The sequence below is a fragment of the Acinetobacter sp. UBA801 genome (assembly GCA_002296655.1).
Classification (GTDB): Bacteria; Pseudomonadota; Gammaproteobacteria; order Pseudomonadales; family Moraxellaceae; genus Acinetobacter.
This window is the reverse complement of record DBIN01000033.1, coordinates 1-20,406: the sequence shown is the minus strand read 5'-3', so window position 1 is coordinate 20,406 and position 20,406 is coordinate 1. Positions and strand designations below refer to the sequence as shown.

Here is a 20,406-nt window from a genome sequence, read left to right as displayed (position 1 = left end):
GTTTTTTTGCATGTTTGTCTTGGAATTGTCATATTTCAATTTTGCTTAAAAAACGCATCATTTTCGTGCATTTAATACACAAGCCTTAGTTTGTTTGGCTAATTGCTGCCAAGCTTGCACAAAATCATCTGCGCCGCGCATGCTTTCATCGACCTTTTGAAACACAATTGGATTCAATTTCATATACTGATTTTTACTGGCATGTCCTTCAGCAAGCAGGCACATTTTTGGATTTGGGCGATGATCGTTCAAATATTTGATTTGAGCAACCGTTGGGGCAATATGCGGATCATTGGTCAATGAGCCTGCAAATTTTAAATTCAGGGCACGTTCTAAATATTGATAGGCATCGTGATAGGCCCAATATGGCTGTGCTGCAGTTTGAGTCTGAAACTGACTTGCACTTTTGTATAAACTCTGCGCAAAGGCACGTGCGTTGTTCCAATAAGCATCACGATGCTCAGGCATTTGCTGAGAACGCAGTGCGGCAATAAAGAAACCTATACGCACCGCATTGTTTGGGTCTAGCCAAACATGGCTGTCTACCGTATTTTTTAATGCTAAACCACGCTCTGAACGCTGCGGCAAAGTTTTGATAATGCCCGCATCTAATAAAGCAATCGCTTTAGGATTTTGATGTAATACACGTTCTAGCGGTGCTTCATGTGCTTTACCTAGCCAAATCATTAAACCCGCATCTTGGATGGTTTTACGATGTGCAGGCGTGAGCGATACATCATGCCCTGTTTGATCTGCTAGTAATAACGTGGGTGTTTCGATATTTTGCGTGACTTTTTGGGCAATCAAATAGATAGGATGCGTAGACACCACCAAAGCCTGCGCCATGCTGACAGAACTGCATAACGCTAATAAACAGAAACTAAATAAACGAAACATTGCGGCATATCACGAAAAATCGATAAATGTTATAATATAACAAATTCATAAAAATACCTACGTATAATCGAAACTGATTACGCTTCATGCTAAGATTTACTGTCGTTTTTCTTTTAAAGTTCAACTGGGGTGGCTATGAGCTTATGTTCGCACGAGCATCACAATGCATTACATGGCGTTCACGACCATCACAATGTCAATCAACGTCTTGCCGAAGCTGAAAGTTTATGTGTGGCAACAGGCGCTCGTTTAACACCGCTACGTAAAGAAGTGTTGGAACTCATTCTCAAGGCATCTGCACCAATGGGTGCTTATGATTTATTGGCGAAAATTAAAAGTGAGTCTGATCGTCCTGCGGCACCGCCAACGGTGTACCGTACTTTGGATTTTTTACTGGAAAAAGGACTAATTCACCGTTTGACTTCAATCAATGCCTATATTCCTTGTTGTCATCCACGCGAAGGACACCAAGCGGCATTTTTGATCTGTACGGAATGTAAAGTCGTTAAAGAAGCTTCAGCGCAAGCTTTATTAGAGCAACTGGATCAATTGGCAGTTTCTGACCACTTTAGCCCGCATCACAGCATTATTGAGATTTCTGGAAAATGTCAGCAGTGCAACAGCAAATAACCACTGCACCACTCATCGCCTTGCACAATATTCAGGTGCGCATTGATGAGCGCGATATTTTAAAAAATGTCGATTTTGAATTGCATGCGCGTGAAATTGTCACGCTAATTGGCCCCAATGGTGCAGGAAAATCGACTTTAATTAAAGTCTTGCTTGGCATTGTAAAACCAAATGCAGGCAAGCGAGTAAATGCTCGTAAACTAACCTTTTCTTATGTACCGCAAAAGTTTAATCCTTCACACAGCTTGCCTTTAAGAGTGAAAGATTTACTGGCCTTAGAAAAATGTCCAAACGCAATTAAAGCAGAAATTATCCGCGATACCGGAATTGCCAAACTGCAAGATTCGAAAGTACAACAACTGTCAGGTGGTGAGCGGCAGCGGGTTTTACTGGCACGCGCTTTATTGCGTCAACCCGATATTTTGGTACTGGATGAGCCAATGCAAGGACTAGATATTCAGTCCGAAGCTGAACTGTATGACTATGTGCGCAACTTACCAAGAAAATATGGCTGTGCGGTGTTGATGGTGTCGCATGATTTGCAATGGGTCATGCAAGGCACGCACCGTGTGGTATGTTTAAATAAACACATTTGCTGTAGCGGCTTGCCCGAGAATGTGCAACAACACCCTGAATATCAAGCCATTTTTGGAACCAATCGGGTGTTCTATCAACATCATCATGATCACTGCGCGCATGGTGACCTTGCCGAGCCTTGTCAGCATGATTCACGTCCTCATATTCACCCTGAATCGGAAGCTTAACCCATGATGGATTGGCTACACTTGCTGTTACCTGCATGGATCATGGGCAGTTTATTGGTATTTTTGACCGCCCCACTTGGCTGTTTAATGCTTTGGCGACGCATGTCCTTTTTTGCCGATACCATGGCACATGGCACTCTATTGGGTGTGGCGATTGCAGGTGCGTTAAGTTTACCTCTGTGGCTGGGCGTGACATTCTTGGCATTATTATTAGTAGGTGTTTTGTGGATTTTACATGATCCACGGTTGCCAAATGATGCATTATTGGCGCTCTGCTCTGCAACCTTGCTCTGTTCAGGTTTACTCTTTATTCAGCATATTCCGAGTTTACGTCCTGAATTGCTGAGCTATTTATTTGGCGATTTACTCACCATTTCATGGGCAGATTTACCTGTATTTGCTTTGGTCATTATTGCAGCCTTAACGGTACTCTACAAATTTTGGCAAGGACAAATTCAAATTGCAATTGACCCTGATATTGCGGTCAGTGAAGGCGTGAATGCACAATGGCAACGTCTGATTTTTATGTTGTTATTGGCATTATTTACGGTATTGGCTTTACGTGCAGTCGGCTCTTTATTAATGGGTGCATTGTTGGTGATTCCTGCCTTAACCGCACGTTTATTGGCTCACTCGCCTAAGCAAATGGTGATTTGGGCGTTTATTGTGGCACAAATTGCAGTCAGCGTAGGTTTATGGTCAAGCGCAGGCTTGAATATTTCGACAGGTTTAAGCATTGTGATGACTATGGCAATCATTTTTACGGTGATTTTTAGCGTGCAAAAAGTCAGAACGATGGCTTAGTTTTTCGTTAATGAATGTCTATATTTTTGTATTGCAGCAATGAGCATTACAACCAAAAATGGCAGCATATACACTATCCACAGTGCTATATCACTGTGAATCACTTGCTGTAAAAGACTCAATTGCTGCTGACCTTCTGAAATAGCATTCCAATCTATTTTTTGTAGATAAAACATTGCATGAATGGCAATCAACAACACAGCCGTAATATTAATCAACACCACACTTTGCCACAGGGTATGTTTAAAATAAGTTTGTAAGGCGGCAAATACAAAAGAAAAAAAGAAATTGATACTCAAATGCACCATCAAAGCAATTGGCCAAAACACGTTATCCACTGAAAACTGAATCGCTAATCCAATTGCTATTAAAGTTGAAAAACTCAAAAGCAACATACTGATCCACCAATGTTGCCAATAAAGTGCTCGCGGAATACCCTTTATTTTCAATATATATATCTCAATCTATTTTTATAATTACAGCGTACACTTTTGCGTAATTGAAGGCATTACTGATGCACCAAACTCAACAAAAAAGCAGCACCTGCAAACAATGCAGCAAAAGTACGATTCATGACTTTTTGCTGCTTCGGTGATCTTAATAAACGTAAAACTTTTGCAGCCAAGCCCGTATAGCCTGCCATCACAATCAAATCAATACTAATCATGGTCAGTGCCATAATTGCATATTGCGTCCATTGTGGTTTAGATAAATCTAAAAATTGCGGTAAAACAGCCAATAAAAATACAATCGCTTTGGGATTGCTCATATTGACCAGAAAGCCGTACATCACCAATTTTCCAGCAGATTTGCGCGTCAGCTCGTTTTGAATTTCAATCGACTGAGCAGGTGCTGCCCATTGCAAATACGCTAGATATAACAAATATGCCACACCAAACCATTTCACAATCAGAAATGCCCAAGGGGTTGTCGCGAATAACACCCCTGCCCCTGCAGCTACAATCGCGATTTGCACTAATAAAGCGAGTTGTAGACCAATCGCATTCCAATAACCGTGTCGAAAACCATAATTCAAGCCGCTCGACATCGAGGCAATTGCACCCGCGCCAGGTGAAACACTAATCACCCAACAGGCCAACATAAACGCAATCCAAACTTGATAAGACATACATCGCCGCTTTTCACAAGACAGTGTATTATATGATATTTCACTTAATCCCATGACTAAAAACATTGAATAAAATCGGGTTCAGGCTATTAAGCCTGCATACAATCAGGCACAATAAAGTCAACTTTATAGAAAACAACAAATTTTCAGGAGCTATACATGACTGCCCAATCTGTAATTTTACCACTACCTTCAGATCATGCTCGCTTTCTTGTATTTCGTTTAAAAGACTTAAGCATTGCTGAATTAAAAGAAAAATTGGCTGACTTGTTAAGCACACGGGATCGTTTGATTACCCAACATCCACATGCCCAAATTAAAACTGCCGTTGCTTTTGGCCCTGAACTTTGGGCACAGCTCTATCAGCAATCTCCAGAAGGTTTTAAACAATTACAACCGATTCAAGGGGCGTACCCAATGCCTGTCGTGCCTGCCGATGTGATTATTCATCTCGCCAGTGCCCGTGCAGATATTTGCTTTGCACTCAGTCAGGCATTTTTTGAGGGGATTCAAGACAAAATTGAAGTCTTGGATGAACGGGTCTGTTTCCGTTATTTTGATGGACGCGACATCACTGGCTTTATAGATGGTACCGAAAACCCACAATTTCCAGACGATCGTGCCGAAGTTGCACTTTTAGGTGAAGATGCAGGCGTGTTTGCCGATGGTTCTTTTATTTTTGCACAGCGCTATTGCCACGATTTAGAAAAATGGAAAAAGCTCAAAGTCGATGCCCAACAGCAGGTGATTGGAAGAACCAAACTAGAATCGATTGAATTAGACGAAGATGTACAGCCTGAAAATTCGCACGTGTCACGTACAGTCGTTGAAGATGATGCAGGCAATGAGATGGAAATTTTGCGCCACTCTTTACCTTATGGTGATGGCAAGGGCGATCAGGGTTTATTCTTTATTGCCTATACCAAAGATTTGAGCATTATTGATGCCATGTTAGAACGTATGTTTGGTACTTCAGGTGATGGCATCCATGACCGTTTATTGCACTTTGTGACTGCCTTGGATGGCGCATATTACTTTGCCCCAAGTGAAGAGCTGCTAGAAGAAGTTTTGGAAGATTAGTCTGCAATCAGTATGAAGTCGTATAATATCAGCGACTTCATACTATTTGGCTGTGTTGCACAACCTATCTCTAAGGCTTATTCCACAATATAATTTTTCAAATGAATAAGCCTAAACCTAAAATTTATCCTACAACCCACTGGTCTTCATATGACCGAGCTCTCATGAATTGGGGAAATATTACCATTTGGTTCGCTCCTGCCAAACACTGTTGTGCTCCAGACAAAGGCAAACAAGAAGAGGTGAAGAAATTTATTATTTTATCAAAACCTTTTTTATTTTTACTGAGTCATCTCAGCGTTCTACATAAAAGGGTCATCATTAAGCTTTAGCATAATAAAAGCATGCAAATGCCTTACATATATAACTGCTATTCGGGAGCGAACATGAATAACAGCCAAAATTATGTCAAACAAATTAAAAATGCTAAACGTGGAGGATACACGCCTACCATCGCCAAAGACATCAACAAACATAAGATTCAAAAAGCCATTCGCCTAATTGAACAATGGAGAACGCTCGCAAATGAACTCAAACCACAAATGCAACTTGATATGGCCTTTACCTTAGAAGAATGCGCACAAGATTTAGACCGCATCTTAAGAAATAAATAATCACTTTTTCACACATCATTTCAAGTTATTTTCTTCAATGAGTCCACCACACGCTGGGCTCATTTCCTTCGAAAGCTTTTGTGTAATTTCCTCATTGGTAATTTGCCAAACATTGCATACAAAATCTGCAAAAACGCTATGCCCTGCATTAAACGGTTACTTTTTGGCTTGCGCGCAGGTAAAAATTCTGTAAAATTCTCTACACAACGCCGGCATAGCTCAGTTGGTAGAGCAACTGACTTGTAATCAGTAGGTCCACAGTTCGAATCCGTGTGCCGGCACCATATTAAACCTCATAAACTTCTAATTTATGAGGTTTTTTGTTTATATAAACGTATATTAGACCTCTTGCGAAAGTATAGTTTTGTCTAATTTTTGAATCGCCTAAAACCTCATAAAATATAGCTTTTGGCTGCTTAAAATTTGACTAACGCAAGAAGTCTATTTTATCTTCCTCATTCTGTCCGAATTACCAATTTATTCAGTGCATCGATCTATCTGCAAAACTTAAACCCCCAATGGCGCAAAAATTTTACCGAAGCAGTTTGATGTGGTAGGTGAGATTTAAAACCAATCATGGAAACCGCCAACACCGAAAAATTTCATCATCTATCAGCCGATTACGATAGATTAAGCTTTTTCCGCACTCACCTGCACATATTTAATCCAGCCATCTGCATAGAGCTTGGCACATAAACGTGCGGTCATGGCAATTTTAAACCAGTCTGCATCTCGCGTTTGCACTCGATGCCTGAGATGCTGATTCACATAATCAGCAAAACCTGCTAGAACCTGTGCCGATAAATCTTCTACCCGAATCTGTTTAAATTCAAACTGTGCTAAGACTGCCCGAAGCTGACTTTCAGACATTAGATCTTTAAAATTGACATCGGCGGATTTTAATAAGGCATGATATTGCAGCTGTTTGAATGTATGCATTGGCGCTTGCTCTGTCCAAATTAAATAATGAAAGCCCAAACGTCCATTTGAATTCAAAACTGTACTGACCTGACTTAAAAATGAATTCAAATGACTGTGATATGCTGCATCGATACAGAACACCACATCAAAACGGGGTTGTGCAAAAAGTGCTTTTAAATTTAAAAATGAAGCAGCGTGAATTTTAATATTTGAATTTAAATGGTGTCGAATCGACTGCACATGATGATCTTGAAGCTCAATGGCCTCAAGCTGTTGTACTTGATAGTGTTCTAACCAGTATTTAAGACTGGCACCTTGCCCACAGCCTAAATCCAACACAGCATCTTTTGAATTTAAACGGACTGCTGCTGCCAAATGCGCGGCTAAATTTTGACATGCAGCGGGATAATCATATCCCACTGCATCTGACCAATAACCTAGGTTGCTCCACGGCAACGCGGAAGTATCTCCCAAATATGCCGCTTGAATGGCATATTTATGTTTTGGAAAATGCTGTCGTATCACCTGTTGCCATTTCATGCTGACTCAGTCTAATTCAAAAAAGAGGGTCTGTTGATAATTCATCTATGTTTGCGACAACGCATATTTTTTAGCTGATATAAGGCATGAGGCAGGAAATTTAGTCATTCTAAATGACTGACTCATAACGCAATAGCAGCAAAAAATATACTTGTCCTGAAAGGCTGTGGCTAAAACTTTCTCAGATTGCGTTATGAAACTTGGCAATAGACCCACTATTCCCTGCGTTTCATGCCTGATCTGCTCAGTTTTAGCCTACAGCACAAACCATTTATGAAATATCAACAGACCCTAAACTTAATACCCTAATTGTGGCGCAACCTCAACTTGTGGTTTCAAATCAATAAACGGTAATGGTGCACCAAAAATTTCTGCAATATGCATGGCTGAAGTCACTGCAGATTCTAAAATTGGCAAACCATCACAAGACCATGAACCACAGAAGAATACTTTACGATTGTCTTGGTGATGGCGTTGCTGCAACTCTTTGTTTAATGCCACCGTCTTTGAATCCACTACAGCGCGGGTTAAAGTCACCGTTGAAATGATCTTTTTCGGATCAATTGGTGTGACTGGACGCCATGTTTGGAATACTGGAGATTTGCCGACCAGCGTTGGTTCAATCGAGTTAAGCCACACCGTAAATTGCTGACGTGTAAATTTACGATCCATCATATAACTTAAAACAGACCAGTCTTTACGTTTTGGCGGCATCACCGTTTGATCGGTGTGAATCACTAAATCACCCTGCTCGAATTTAAATTGTTTAAGCAATTCAATATCTTCAGCAAATTGTTGATTATCTAAGAAGTCTTGAACTTTAGTAGTTGGCGTTGCAATCACCACACGGTCAAATGTTTGCGACTGACCTGCAGAATTTTCAACAACCACACCTTCTTCTTGTTGATGAACGTGAGTAATCGCTGCACCACTTTGAATATTAATGCCTTCAATCAACTTATCAACTAATGCGGGCGTGCCCCCTTGTAAACGCAATAACGCATCACCATCAGTTAATTGGCGTAAAAACACCAACAATGGTTTTGCTGGCCATTCACCAATGGTCTTAGGGTCACAAGTACAAATGGTGTAAAGCACTGGCATCACTGCACCATGCCAAAACACTTCTTCAATTTCGTTGCGATTGATAAATTCCGCAAGGGTCATGTCTTGGTTCTTGGATTTGAAAAATTTAGCAATGGCCGTTTTTAACTGCAACATGCCTTTCACCAAACGCCAGCCGTATTGTTGGATTCCTTTACGGTTATTAATGATGGGAAAATTACCAATACGAGTACGGCTTGTGGTCAACCAAGTTTCCGTACGATCTTCAAATAACCAACTGCACGCCATATATGTACGCACAGGATAAGTTTTAATCCCTAAATGTGTCGCTAAACTGAGGGTGTTTTTCCACAAATGTGGATTCATGACCCTTAACGGCGCATCAATTAAACCACCTTCAAATTCGATGCTATGACTGTCCATTCCACGACCAGGCAGCGCCTCAAAAATTGTAATATTGTGCCCTGCATCTTTAAGAATTCTTGCGGTAGCCAGTCCAGCCATACCACTACCGATCACTGCGATATCCAAACCGATCATCCATCTTTTTACATACTTTATGAAATTATGAACCATGCCTAAGAAAAATGAGCTATTAAAAACTACCAGATTGTGTACTTTTCACAGAGAAACAACACAAAGTACATTGGCAATATGATGACAATTTTTAACAATCAGAAACAGCTTAAATAAGTTTATAATTCATTCAAATTATTCGATAAATTCTATAAATAGCGTTCTAAACCATGTAGATAAATTCACCAATTTCATAATTTCGTTTTACAAATAAATGTCTAAACGCTATGATAGCAAGCACAAAAATAATAACTACATCACAGCTAATTATCATAAAGAATATGATCAATCCGCTAAAACTAGAAATTTGACAGCGCCAGAACAACAAAAGCCTCTGTCGGGACATCGACATGAGGCTTTTTTCTTGGCTAAGATTTTTAAAGCTTAACCCACTTGATGTTGCACGGGAATTTCACCAAACTTACCTTGATTAAAATCTTCAAAAGCTTGAATGATTTCCTGCTTGGTATTCATGACAAATGGACCATAGCCTTGGATAGGTTCATTTAGTGGTTTGCCTGTCAGCACTAAAAAATGCGTATCTTGCAGTGCTTCAAGCTGAATTAACGCTTCGCCATCTTGAGCAAACAAGACCACTGAATGATCTTGCACAAGTTGGCTGCCATTAACTTGCACTTCACCAGCCAACACCACCAATAAAGTATTGTGGTCTACAGGCACATGCAGCACTTGGGTCTGTGCGGCTTTCAGTTGCCCATCCCAAACATTAACAGGGCTAAAGGTGCTAGCAGGTCCAGATTGCTCGGCGTACTGACCTGCAATAATGCGTAAATGCCCCGCCTGATTTTCAAACTCAATTTTCGGAATATTTTGAGATTCAATGGCTTGATAACGTGGTGTCGTCATTTTATCTGCGGCAGGCAAATTGACCCAAAGCTGTACCATTTCAAACAACCCGCCTTGTGCTGCATAGTCTTTAGAGTGAAACTCCTCATGCACTACACCTGCGCCTGCTGTCATCCACTGTACATCACCTTTTTTGATGGTGCCACCACCGCCTGCCGAATCTTTATGCGTTACTTCGCCTTGATAGGCAAGCGTCACTGTTTCAAAACCACGATGTGGATGCGAACCCACACCATGCTGTGCCGTAGTTGCATCAAAATGATACGGCGCTGCATAATCCAAGAGTAAAAATGGACTGATCGCCTGACCTAAACGGTCATAAGAAAATAGATTTTTAACGGGAAAACCATCGCCCACCCAATGCATATTTTGGTTGCGATATAAACCGATTATTTTTTTCATGTGTCACACCTATTGCTAGGAGAATAGATGCTTTAATCTTAATCGCTCATCGCACCACAACCTAGTGCAAATTTGGCATACAGCATTGCAAGAATGGAATAATCGTGCTGAAACTGAGGCTACACAGGGTCACAAATCATGGGCATAAAAAATCCAGAAACGAAGTTCTGGATTTTTAAAATTGAGTGTGATGATTCGATTAGATTTTTCCGACCAAATCAATAGATGGTGCTAAGGTTGCATCGCCTTCTTTCCACTTAGCAGGGCAAACTTCGCCGGGGTGTGCATGCACATATTGCGCTGCTTTCACTTTACGCAACAATTCTTGCGCGTCACGACCAATACCGCCTGCATTAATTTCTACAATTTGGATTTTCCCTTCAGGGTCAATCACGAAAGTACCACGATCTGCCAAACCTTCTGCTTCAATCAGCACTTCAAAGTTTTTAGCCAAAGTCCAAGTTGGGTCGCCAATCATTGGATATTGAATTTTTTTGATTTCTTCTGAAGTGTCGTGCCATGCTTTATGGGTAAAATGCGTGTCTGTAGAAACTGAGTAAATTTCCACACCCATTTTTTGGAATTCAGCATATTGATCGGCTAAATCTGCAAGTTCAGTTGGGCACACAAAAGTGAAATCTGCAGGGTAGAAAAACACCACTGACCATTTACCAATAAAGTCTTGCTCAGATACTTCAATAAATTGACCATTATGGTAAGCGGTTGCGTTAAATGCTTTGACTTGGGTATTGATTAAACTCATGGATGATTCCTCAATTCGTTTCGGGGGATTGCTTATCTTGTTTAGCTAGAATACGAAAAACCAAAGAATCGGTAAAACAGTACTTTTTTATAAAAATAATCGGTTTTATGAATTAAGAATCCTATTATAGTTGAAGATTTAATTGAGAAAACAGATATTTGCTGAATATTGGTACTAAAAAACCCTTTGTAGAAACAAAGGGTTTGGATGATGATTTTCCATTTTAATCATATGGATAGATTAGAACGGCAAGTCATCATCTAAATCTGCTGGTGCAGTTGCAGGCGCAGCTTGTGGCTTCGGTGCAAAGCCACTCGGGTTATTGTTGGCATAGCCGCCACCGTGATTTTGGTTAGAACCGCCTTGATTTTGATTCGCATAACCTGTGGCTGGAGCTTGGTTATTGTTAAAACGTGGTTGAGCAAAACCGCCATCTTGTTGGTCAGATTGTCCACGATTACCCGAATCGAGCATTTGCATTTGATCACCACGAATTTCAGTAGTGTAACGCTCTTGACCGTTTTGATCGGTCCACTGACGCGTTCGCAATGAACCTTCGATATACACTTTTGAACCTTTGCGTAAATATTGCTGTGCAATCTCGCCTAAACGGTTATGTAAAACAATGCGATGCCACTCTGTTTGCTCTTTACGCTCACCTGTATTTTTGTCTGTCCAGACATCACTGGTTGCGATAGAAAATTGAGTGAGAGAACCACCATTTGGGAAAGTTTTTGTTTCAGGATCACGACCTAAAGTACCCACTAATATGACTTTATTTACACCACGCATTAGATGTTTTCTTCCTATTTGTTTCTATTATTTACTTTATAAGAGTTATGCTTAAATGGCTACCTCTTTCCCAAACAAGTGCGTTAATTGTTGTCGCGCAGCATCATCAATATGCTGTTTATCAACCTTTACATACGCCACTTGTTGGTCAGACATCACCACGACCTCTTCAATACCACGAATTGCCAATAACTGAGAAGTCCATTCATCTGTTTCTCGATTCTCAGGCAAGCGCAAGACCAAAGACGAAAGGTAGCGCGGCTGCGCCAATCCAAAACTAACAAGCAGCCAAATTATAGCAATCGCGGTCAAAATACTCCAACCCAATGCGGTGTGGTTGAGCATCAATAATTGCCCACCAATCATCCCACCAAAGAATGCGCCCAAAAACTGACTGCTCGCATTCACACCCATCGCGGTGGCTTTAGATTGAATTGGCGCAGCTTTTGACAACCACGAAGGTAATAACGCTTCCATAACGTTAAAAGCGATAAAGAATAAGCCCAAACCCAATAAAAGGATGTACTTCGATTCAAACCCAAAAATCAGCACCAACAAACCTAAAATGATACCTGCAATGGCGGTCAGGAAAATGCCACGCATTTTGCGATATTTTTCTGCCAGAACAATGCTTGGGAATGCCACGAACAGACTAACCAACAACAATGGCAAATACACCCAACCATGATGCTGCAAAGGAATATCAGCAAATTTGATTAATTGCGAAGGTACATAAATAAACATGGCAGTAAGCAATAAATGTAGGGTAAATACCGATACATGCAGGCGGTTTAAATCGCCCATTTTCAGGACTTGCTTTAACTGAGTGATGTAGCCTTGCTGAAAATTACGATGATGGCGCGTGACTTTAGGCACCAATAACAGCATGAGAATCGCTGCCAACCCCATCACTGTAGTCACCCAAAACAGTCCTGAAATACCGACCCAACCTGTCAGCCACGGCCCTAAACTAAAGGCCACCACAAAGGACATGCCTATACTCATACCCATCACCGCCATGGCTTTCGTGCGGTTTTCTTCACGGGTCACATCGGCCAACAATGCCATCACCACAGCGGATACCGCGCCACCACCTGCAATGGCACGTCCAATAATCACGCCATAAATGGTGTCGGACATGGCTGCAATTGCACCACCTAAAGCAAACAGTAATAAGCCAAAAACCACCAATGGCTTACGGCTATAACGGTCTGCAATTAAGCTAAATGGAATTTGTAAAATGGCTTGGGTGAGTCCATAAACACCAACGGCAAGACCAATCAGTGCAGGAGTTGCGTATTGATATGACTGCCCTGCCACTGAAAACACAGGAATAATCATGAACAGACCCAACATGCGCAATGCAAAAATACTGCTTAAAGCAAAGGTCGAGCGGCGTTCTAAGGCATTCATCATATCAATCGACTAAAACTAAATAATTTTGAATTTGCAGATATCCTACAACATTCAGCTTAAGGATGCTGATTTTTCCCGATGTTTATTCAACAACCCTACTTTTTCAATAAAAAAGGGCGCAACGCTGTGCACCCAAATTTATATTTTATACAGTCTTCGTCACTGTATTACCCTAAGATTTCACGGCAATACAGTAACGGGCATCACCATAGCCTTAACCCGCTTTTGCCTGACGTTTTTTAAATTGAATGGAGGCAATCACCGCCCACACAATAAAGGCAACACCAATTAAACCTGTCACCACTTCTGGCACATGCAAGCCTGTACCGCTGGCAATCATAATAAAGGCCAACGCACCAATTGCGTAGTGCGCACCGTGTTCAAGGTAAATATAGGCATCCAAGGTGCCTTTTTCGACCAAATAAATCGTCATCGAACGCACGAAAATTGCACCAATCGCCAAACCTAACATGATGATCACGACGTCAGAGGTGATTGCAAATGCACCAATCACCCCATCAAAACTGAACGAAGCATCAAGCACTTCTAGATATAAAAAGCCCCCAATACCCGCTTTCACCACGCCTGTCGGTACGCCGTTTTCGTCATGACGCACAGCATTGCCTTGTTCATCGACCTCTGGTTCACCGCCTAGCATGTGGCTCAGTACTTGTACGCCAATATAAATCACGATGCCCCAAATACCCGCCATCGTGACCACAAGGCGTTTATCTTCCACCACATTTGCCGCCATGATTAACAGCGTCACCAAGGCTAAAAATACCGACATGGCAGGTACGCTTGCCAAATTGCTCAAACGACGTTCCAACCATCTGAACCAGTGGGTGTCTTTTTCATCATCCAAAAAGAAATTCAGGAAGACCATCAACAAGAATGCACCACCAAATGCAGCAATTTCAGGGTGATGTGCCATGAGTTTAGCTGAATATTGCTTCGGATCATTCAGTGCCAGTTGTACCACTTCCATCATGCCCATATCGGCAGTGACAGCCACAATCACCACAGGGAAGATCAAACGCATGCCAAAAACCGCAATAATAATCCCCACGGTTAAAAACAGCATTTTCCAGAAATGATCCCAACCGCGCAGCACTGAGGCATTCACCACTGCGTTATCAAACGACAAAGACACTTCCATAATCGCCAAAATTGCGGTAATGGTCAGTGCGGTAAGCATGGTTTGCACACCTGCTTCTGGGCCATGGGTATAGCCCCAATATGCAGATAGCGCAAGACACACTATCGAAAATACGATTGAGAAACCAAAATGTTTCATCATGAGAAACGACCTATCACTATATTTTGATCTGAATTTTTCATCTGCCGAATTTGTACCAGCAATACAAAGTACAGTTTTATTAAGATTTAACAGATGCAAAAATTCTGAAATTTGAATTGCCCGAGTTTTAAATCTGACAAAAACGGAGAATGTAAAATTTTATGCTGCAATTATGACGCTTTTTTCTCAACTTCGGCAAAATTCTTCGTATGATTTTGGGTTTCCCGATCAGATACCGCGAAAACCGTGCTTTCCGTTCCCAAACTGCTATAGTGAAATGCAACGACATATTAGGAATTTAGGATGCGCTTTTCTCAAGACGTTTGGCAACGTAACCTTGCCCTTTATCATAAGACGCTCGCTTTACCGTTTAATCAGGAATTAGCACAAGGCACCTTAAGTAAAGCTGCTTTTGCGCATTATGTGATTCAAGATTCACATTACTTAATTGCCTACGGGCGCGCTCTGGCAGTCTGTGCGGCCAAGGCTTTTGATGCAGAGATATTATTCAGTTTGCAAATGCCGCCAAAATTGCAATTGTAGTGGAGCGTACCTTACATGACAGCTTTATGCAGGAGTTTGATATTTCCAAACAGGAATTTGAAAATACTCCGCTGACCTTGCCTGCCATCATTACACCTCTTATTTAGTCGCAACCGCATGGTCGGAAAGCTATCCAGTGGTATTGGCATCCCTGCTGCCATGTTTCTGGATTTATGCCGAAGTCGGTAAAGATATTGTCCATAATTCTGCACCGAATAATCCCTATCAGGCATGGGTTGATACCTATTCAGGCTAAGAATTCCACACTGCGGTTAATAACGTGATTCAAACCATTGACCGTGTTGCTGCGCGATGTGATGCCGATACCCTTGAAAAAATGCACCACGCTTACACCAAAGCCGCAGAACTGGAATGGTTATTTTGGGATAGCGCCTACCATCAACGTCAGTGGCCAGGTTTAGATCAAGCTTAACGGCCGCCCTCACGCAGCGTATGTGAATCATTCCATAAGGTGCGACAAGCCATGACCGATAAAGCATGAAAAATAACACTTGAACAATTTTCATGCGCTATCATATATAGGTTTTTCATTTGCAAAATATCGAGAAGTTTTTATGAGCCAAAGTCATATCCGTATTCGAGGTGCACGTACCCATAACCTAAAAAACGTGAACCTTGATATTCCACGCGATAAATTTGTGGTGATTACGGGTTTATCTGGTTCAGGAAAATCTTCACTGGCGTTTGATACCCTCTATGCCGAAGGGCAGCGTCGTTATGTCGAATCACTTTCTGCCTATGCACGTCAGTTTTTATCGCAAATGGAAAAACCTGAAGTCGACTCGATTGAAGGTCTAAGTCCCGCAATTGCCATTGAACAGAAATCGACCAGCCATAACCCGCGTTCAACCGTGGGGACCATTACCGAAATTTACGACTATTTGCGTTTGCTGTATGCACGTGTCGGCACACCTTACTGTCCTGAACATGATTTACCAATGGTGGCGCAAACTGTTTCAGAAATGGTCGATGCTGTAAAAGCACTGGAAGAAGGCACTGCTTTAATGCTACTCGCGCCTGTAATTCGTGAGCGTAAAGGCGAATATGTGCATCTGTTTGAACAGCTACAAAGTCAGGGTTTTGTACGCGCCCGAGTTGATGGCGAAGTCATGGATATTGACCCACCACCAGAACTCGACAAAAAGAAAAAACATACCATTGAAGTGGTGGTAGACCGTTTTAAAGTCCGAGATGATTTAGGCAACCGTATTGCCGAAAGCTTTGAAACCGCGCTGCGTTTGGGTGGCGATTTAGCCATTTTATCGTGGATGAACGCGGAACAACCTGATCGTATTTTTTCAGCCAAGCACTCTTGCCCACAATGTGACCGTGCCGTAGCAGAACTTGAACCGCGCCTGTTCTCATTTAACAACCCTTTTGGCGCTTGTCCAACTTGTGATGGTTTAGGAACACGTAGTCATTTCAGTGCGGAAAAACTCATTCCAACCCCTGAGCTGTCGATAAGTCAGGGCGCTATTCGTGGCTGGGACAGACAGCGTCCGTATTATTATAGCATGCTAGAAAAAGTCGCGGCACATTATGAACTTTCACTTGACACGGCATGGAATCAGCTCGACAGCGCGACCCAAAAGAAATTTCTGTACGGCACTGGCAAAGACAAAATAGACCTGAGCTATACCGATGAACGTGGACGCCACCATAAACGTGTGATTGCCTTTGAAGGCGTGTTGCCTCATTTAGAACGTCGTTACCGTGAAACCGAAAGTAATTATGTACGTGATGATCTGGCGCAGTATTTATCTAATGCGGCCTGTGATGCCTGCGGTGGCTCACGCTTAAATGAAATCTCTCGCAATGTTCGCGTAAAAGACAAAACCATTGCCCAAATCACCCAAATGTCAATTGGCGATGCCGAGCAGTACTATCAAGGGTTGAATCTGGATGGCGCCAAAGGTGAAGTTGCAGATAAAATCTTTAAAGAAATCCGTGAACGTCTACACTTTTTAGTATCGGTAGGTTTGAATTATTTGAGCCTATCACGCTCTGCCGAAACGCTTTCGGGCGGTGAAGCACAGCGTATCCGCTTGGCATCTCAAATTGGTGCAGGGCTTATGGGCGTGATGTATGTGCTAGATGAACCTTCAATTGGCTTGCACCAACGTGACAATGACCGATTGCTAGAAACTCTGATTCGTTTACGTGATTTGGGCAACACGGTGTTGGTGGTAGAACATGATGAAGATGCGATTCGTGCCGCCGACCATATTATTGATATTGGTCCAGGCGCAGGTGTGCATGGTGGACATATTATTGCCGAAGGTACTTATGCAGAATTAGCCGAACATGCAGACTCACTCACAGGACAGTATTTATCGGGTAAATTAAAAATTGAAGTGCCGAAAACGCGTACCCAACCACCACATCCTGAACAACAAATTAAACTCATGGGCGCAGCAGGACACAATCTACAAAAAGTGGATCTCACTTTGCCTTTAGGCGTGATGACTTGTGTCACAGGCGTGTCAGGTTCAGGCAAATCTACCTTGATTAACCGCACTTTGTTGCCTTTGGCTGCAACTCAATTAAATGGTGCCACCACCTTAAACGCAGAAAAATTCGACTCGATTGATGGTCTACAATATTTAGATAAAGTGGTGGATATTGACCAAAGCCCGATTGGGCGAACGCCACGCTCGAACCCAGCGACCTATACAGGTTTGTTCACTCCAATTCGTGAGCTGTTTGCGCAAACACCGGAAGCCAAAGCACGTGGTTATGCAGCAGGACGCTTCTCCTTTAACGTCAAAGGTGGACGCTGCGAGGCATGTGAGGGCGATGGTATGATTAAAGTTGCAATGCACTTCTTGCCTGATATGTATGTGCCTTGTGATGCCTGTCATGGTAAACGCTATAATCGCGAAACTTTGGAAGTCAGTTATAAAGGTCGCAATATTTCTGATGTTTTGGAAATGACCGTTGAAGATGCTATGCATTTCTTTGATGCCATTCCCGTGATTCATCGTCGTTTGGAAACGTTAAATCAGGTGGGCTTGGGTTATATTCGCCTTGGACAATCTGCCACGACTTTATCTGGCGGAGAAGCACAGCGCGTGAAACTAGCGCGTGAACTGGCCAAGCGAGATACAGGCAAAACCCTATATGTACTGGATGAACCGACCACTGGTTTGCATTTCCATGACATTGCCAAATTGCTCGATATCTTGCATGAGCTACGCAATAAGGGTAATACCATTGTGGTGATTGAACACAATCTAGATGTCATTAAAACTGCAGACTGGATTGTCGACTTAGGTCCTGAAGGCGGTGCAGGCGGTGGACAAATCATTGCCGAAGGGACACCTGAAACTGTCGCAAAATCTAAAGTTTCACACACAGCAAAATTCTTAAAACCAATGCTGAAAGGCTAAAACAGATTATTGCAGTTTCTGGCTCATTCAAATTAAATCTAGATTCGGCGTAAGGTTGCGCTGAATCTTTCAAGCTAAGCTTTTTATCATTTCGGAAATACCAGAGAAAGCCTGTAATTGTGACTTAGTCACCAGCAACAGCATTGCGCCCACGTGCTTTGGCTCTAAATAAATGCTTATCGGCTTTTTTTAACAAGCTGCTCCATGATGCAGCACCCACCGCCACGCCAGCACTGACCGATACTTGAATATAATCATTCAGTTCTGGAATAAAAAATTCCTGATTCACAATATGACAGCGCAATTTATCTGCCAAAAACAGCGCCTCAGTAAATTCTATTTGCTCAATCAAAACCAAAAACTCATCGCCATCATAACGCACCACCAAGTCTGAAGCACGGACATGCGCCTTGAGCGTATCGGCAATACATTTTATTGCTTGGTCACCCACCACATGCCCGTAGGTATCGTTAATATGCTTGAATTTGTCCACATCCACAATAATCAGACCAGTTTTGGTCAATTTTTCAGGTCGATGTTCCAAATATTTAATGTATTCTTCAAGTGCCAAACGGTTGGAAACGCCCGTTAAGACATCGGTATTGGCAATATTACGCAGCTGCAATTCTAAAATATCGCGTTGCTCTAGGCGTTGTTTTAGTTTTTGAATGGCCTCTAGAAGCGTTACCTTGTCTGGATTTTGCGTACCTTGAGCCTCATCATCATAAGCTGCCAAGCGCAAAATTTGGCTGCGTGCATGAATTAAAGGAATAAAGACCTTCGAGCGCGCATAGACCATGATAAAAATAGCAGCCATCAAAGAAATCAATGCGACCACCAACGTTAAAACAAGTTTTAGCTGCGCTTTGAAATAATCTTTTTTAGCTAAGGTCAAACTATAATCCAACAAGTAATTTTGTAAGTCGACCACGGTGCTAAATTTATTCACCACAACTTCGGTCAATTGTGTGCCCGTCAAAGAATAAGCTTCACCCTGTAAGCTTTGCTCCATCAGTTGCTTCACGATTGGAATCCCTTGATCTAAAAACTCAGTCTTTAAGCGATTATGTAAAGCTGTGTATTCAGGCACTTTATGTGCTTCAGGCAAAATCGTATGCACCAAGTCCCATAAGTAATAAGCTTGACGCTGGTTTTGTAAGGAATTAGCTAAGTTTTCCGCTGGAATTTTTTCACCAAAAGTGATGGCAGCCATAATATTCGATGCCACACGCCCAGCTTGATCACGCAAATCAGATAAAATAAAAATCACACTATAATAAGTTGACGCACGCGAATCTTTGCCCACAGAATCCAACATCACATGCTTCAATACATACTGAGAACTATCCCAAGCAGCAAACATTTTCTGAATCGCATGATCCAATTGAGCTGAACTGCGAGAAGACTGAGGAGTTGCAGCATAAGCATCTACCGCATCACGTCCCTCTTTTAACGAAGCTTGTAATTGATGTGACAAATGATACGCATGCGGAATAAAACCATTGCGCTTGAGTAGTTGAGCAGTTTCTTCAATTTGCTGATTGACGTTGGCTCGATAGCGTTTTAATTCTTGAATATATTCTGCTCTTTTCTCGGGCGTACTCGACATGACTTGATTGGCAGGCGCACGCTCACGCGAAATATTGTTGGTCAGCTCAGCTACATTACGCAAGACTGAAATTTCAATTAAAGCGCGCTCAGCTCTTTTATAACTTTGATAACTATTTACAATTAAAGGAACAGAAATAAAAAGTAATGAGACAATAATAGACCTTGTATCTTGGAGGTTGTAGTGATTAGCTTCCACTATATGCAAATTGTAGAGTTTGTAATAGACCTAAGACTTTTAGTCTGTGCAAGAGATAAAACCTACAATTTACCCTAACCACTTGC

General features: G+C 41.9%; 17 protein-coding genes, 1 tRNA gene and 1 pseudogene. 8 read left to right on the top strand and 11 right to left on the bottom strand.

The window, feature by feature from the left end; genetic code table 11:
- Positions 1–57: 57 nt before the first annotated feature.
- On the bottom strand, positions 58–897 hold the full coding sequence (locus B2W49_RS06795) for a metal ABC transporter solute-binding protein, Zn/Mn family (protein ID WP_291336564.1): 840 nt from the start codon (positions 895–897) through the stop codon (positions 58–60).
- Positions 898–1,032: 135 nt separating this feature from the next.
- On the opposite strand from B2W49_RS06795, the gene B2W49_RS06790 reads away from it, so the two are divergent.
- The 3 genes from B2W49_RS06790 to znuB are packed head-to-tail and all read left to right on the top strand — an operon-like array spanning position 1,033 to position 3,095.
- A complete protein-coding gene (locus B2W49_RS06790) occupies positions 1,033–1,527 on the top strand; it encodes a transcriptional repressor (RefSeq protein WP_291336562.1) in 495 nt (164 codons plus the stop codon).
- Positions 1,503–2,291 (top strand): zinc ABC transporter ATP-binding protein ZnuC, encoded by a 789-nt coding sequence (gene znuC, locus B2W49_RS06785; RefSeq protein WP_291336560.1) that lies wholly within the window; start codon positions 1,503–1,505, stop codon positions 2,289–2,291. Before B2W49_RS06790 ends, znuC begins: the two co-directional genes overlap by 25 nt.
- 3 nt (positions 2,292–2,294) lie before the next feature.
- Positions 2,295–3,095: a zinc ABC transporter permease subunit ZnuB gene (gene znuB / locus B2W49_RS06780; protein ID WP_291336558.1), complete on the top strand. Its 801-nt coding sequence runs from the start codon at positions 2,295–2,297 to the stop codon at positions 3,093–3,095.
- Here znuB and B2W49_RS06775 read toward each other — a convergent pair.
- The gene (locus B2W49_RS06775; RefSeq protein WP_291336556.1) at positions 3,092–3,490 is read right to left on the bottom strand and encodes a hypothetical protein; all 399 of its coding nucleotides are present in this window, start codon (positions 3,488–3,490) and stop codon (positions 3,092–3,094) included. The two genes, znuB and B2W49_RS06775, sit on opposite strands and share 4 nt — an antisense overlap.
- Before the next feature lie 113 nt (positions 3,491–3,603).
- Positions 3,604–4,224 (bottom strand): LysE family transporter, encoded by a 621-nt coding sequence (locus B2W49_RS06770; RefSeq protein WP_291336554.1) that lies wholly within the window; start codon positions 4,222–4,224, stop codon positions 3,604–3,606.
- A gap of 159 nt (positions 4,225–4,383) precedes the next feature.
- Here B2W49_RS06770 and B2W49_RS06765 point away from each other — a divergent pair, with 159 nt between their 5' ends.
- From B2W49_RS06765 to B2W49_RS06750, 3 genes are all read left to right on the top strand, one after another.
- Entirely contained in the window at positions 4,384–5,304 is a 921-nt protein-coding gene (locus tag B2W49_RS06765) for a Dyp-type peroxidase (RefSeq protein WP_291336552.1), read from the top strand.
- A 386-nt stretch (positions 5,305–5,690) separates the two neighbouring features.
- Complete coding sequence (locus B2W49_RS06755) at positions 5,691–5,918, top strand: hypothetical protein (RefSeq protein WP_004970172.1); 228 nt, start codon at positions 5,691–5,693, stop codon at positions 5,916–5,918.
- A 208-nt stretch (positions 5,919–6,126) separates the two neighbouring features.
- Positions 6,127–6,202: transfer RNA gene (locus B2W49_RS06750), tRNA-Thr, on the top strand.
- A gap of 346 nt (positions 6,203–6,548) precedes the next feature.
- Here the strand turns inward: B2W49_RS06750 and B2W49_RS06745 are convergent.
- From B2W49_RS06745 to B2W49_RS06715, 7 genes are all read right to left on the bottom strand, one after another.
- Entirely contained in the window at positions 6,549–7,379 is an 831-nt protein-coding gene (locus tag B2W49_RS06745) for an SAM-dependent methyltransferase (protein ID WP_291336549.1), read from the bottom strand.
- A 297-nt stretch (positions 7,380–7,676) separates the two neighbouring features.
- Positions 7,677–8,984 (bottom strand): FAD-dependent oxidoreductase, encoded by a 1,308-nt coding sequence (locus tag B2W49_RS06740; protein ID WP_291336547.1) that lies wholly within the window; start codon positions 8,982–8,984, stop codon positions 7,677–7,679.
- 420 nt (positions 8,985–9,404) lie between these two features.
- Entirely contained in the window at positions 9,405–10,289 is an 885-nt protein-coding gene (locus B2W49_RS06735) for a pirin family protein (RefSeq protein WP_291336545.1), read from the bottom strand.
- Between the two features lie 199 nt (positions 10,290–10,488).
- Positions 10,489–11,052, bottom strand: a complete 564-nt coding sequence (gene ahpC, locus B2W49_RS06730; protein WP_291336543.1) for an alkyl hydroperoxide reductase subunit C — start codon at positions 11,050–11,052, stop codon at positions 10,489–10,491.
- Between the two features lie 240 nt (positions 11,053–11,292).
- Complete coding sequence (ssb, locus tag B2W49_RS06725) at positions 11,293–11,844, bottom strand: single-stranded DNA-binding protein (RefSeq protein WP_291336541.1); 552 nt, start codon at positions 11,842–11,844, stop codon at positions 11,293–11,295.
- A gap of 51 nt (positions 11,845–11,895) precedes the next feature.
- Positions 11,896–13,260 (bottom strand): MFS transporter, encoded by a 1,365-nt coding sequence (locus B2W49_RS06720; protein ID WP_291336539.1) that lies wholly within the window; start codon positions 13,258–13,260, stop codon positions 11,896–11,898.
- 214 nt (positions 13,261–13,474) lie between these two features.
- The gene (locus B2W49_RS06715) at positions 13,475–14,560 is read right to left on the bottom strand and encodes a DUF475 domain-containing protein (protein WP_291336537.1); all 1,086 of its coding nucleotides are present in this window, start codon (positions 14,558–14,560) and stop codon (positions 13,475–13,477) included.
- A gap of 303 nt (positions 14,561–14,863) precedes the next feature.
- Here B2W49_RS06715 and tenA point away from each other — a divergent pair.
- Positions 14,864–15,536: pseudogene (gene tenA, locus B2W49_RS06710) on the top strand (thiaminase II).
- Between the two features lie 142 nt (positions 15,537–15,678).
- Positions 15,679–18,513, top strand: a complete 2,835-nt coding sequence (gene uvrA, locus B2W49_RS06705; protein ID WP_291336535.1) for an excinuclease ABC subunit UvrA — start codon at positions 15,679–15,681, stop codon at positions 18,511–18,513.
- 124 nt (positions 18,514–18,637) lie between these two features.
- Here the strand turns inward: uvrA and B2W49_RS06700 are convergent, their stop codons facing one another.
- Entirely contained in the window at positions 18,638–20,320 is a 1,683-nt protein-coding gene (locus tag B2W49_RS06700) for a GGDEF domain-containing protein (protein ID WP_291336533.1), read from the bottom strand.
- Positions 20,321–20,406: the final 86 nt, after the last annotated feature.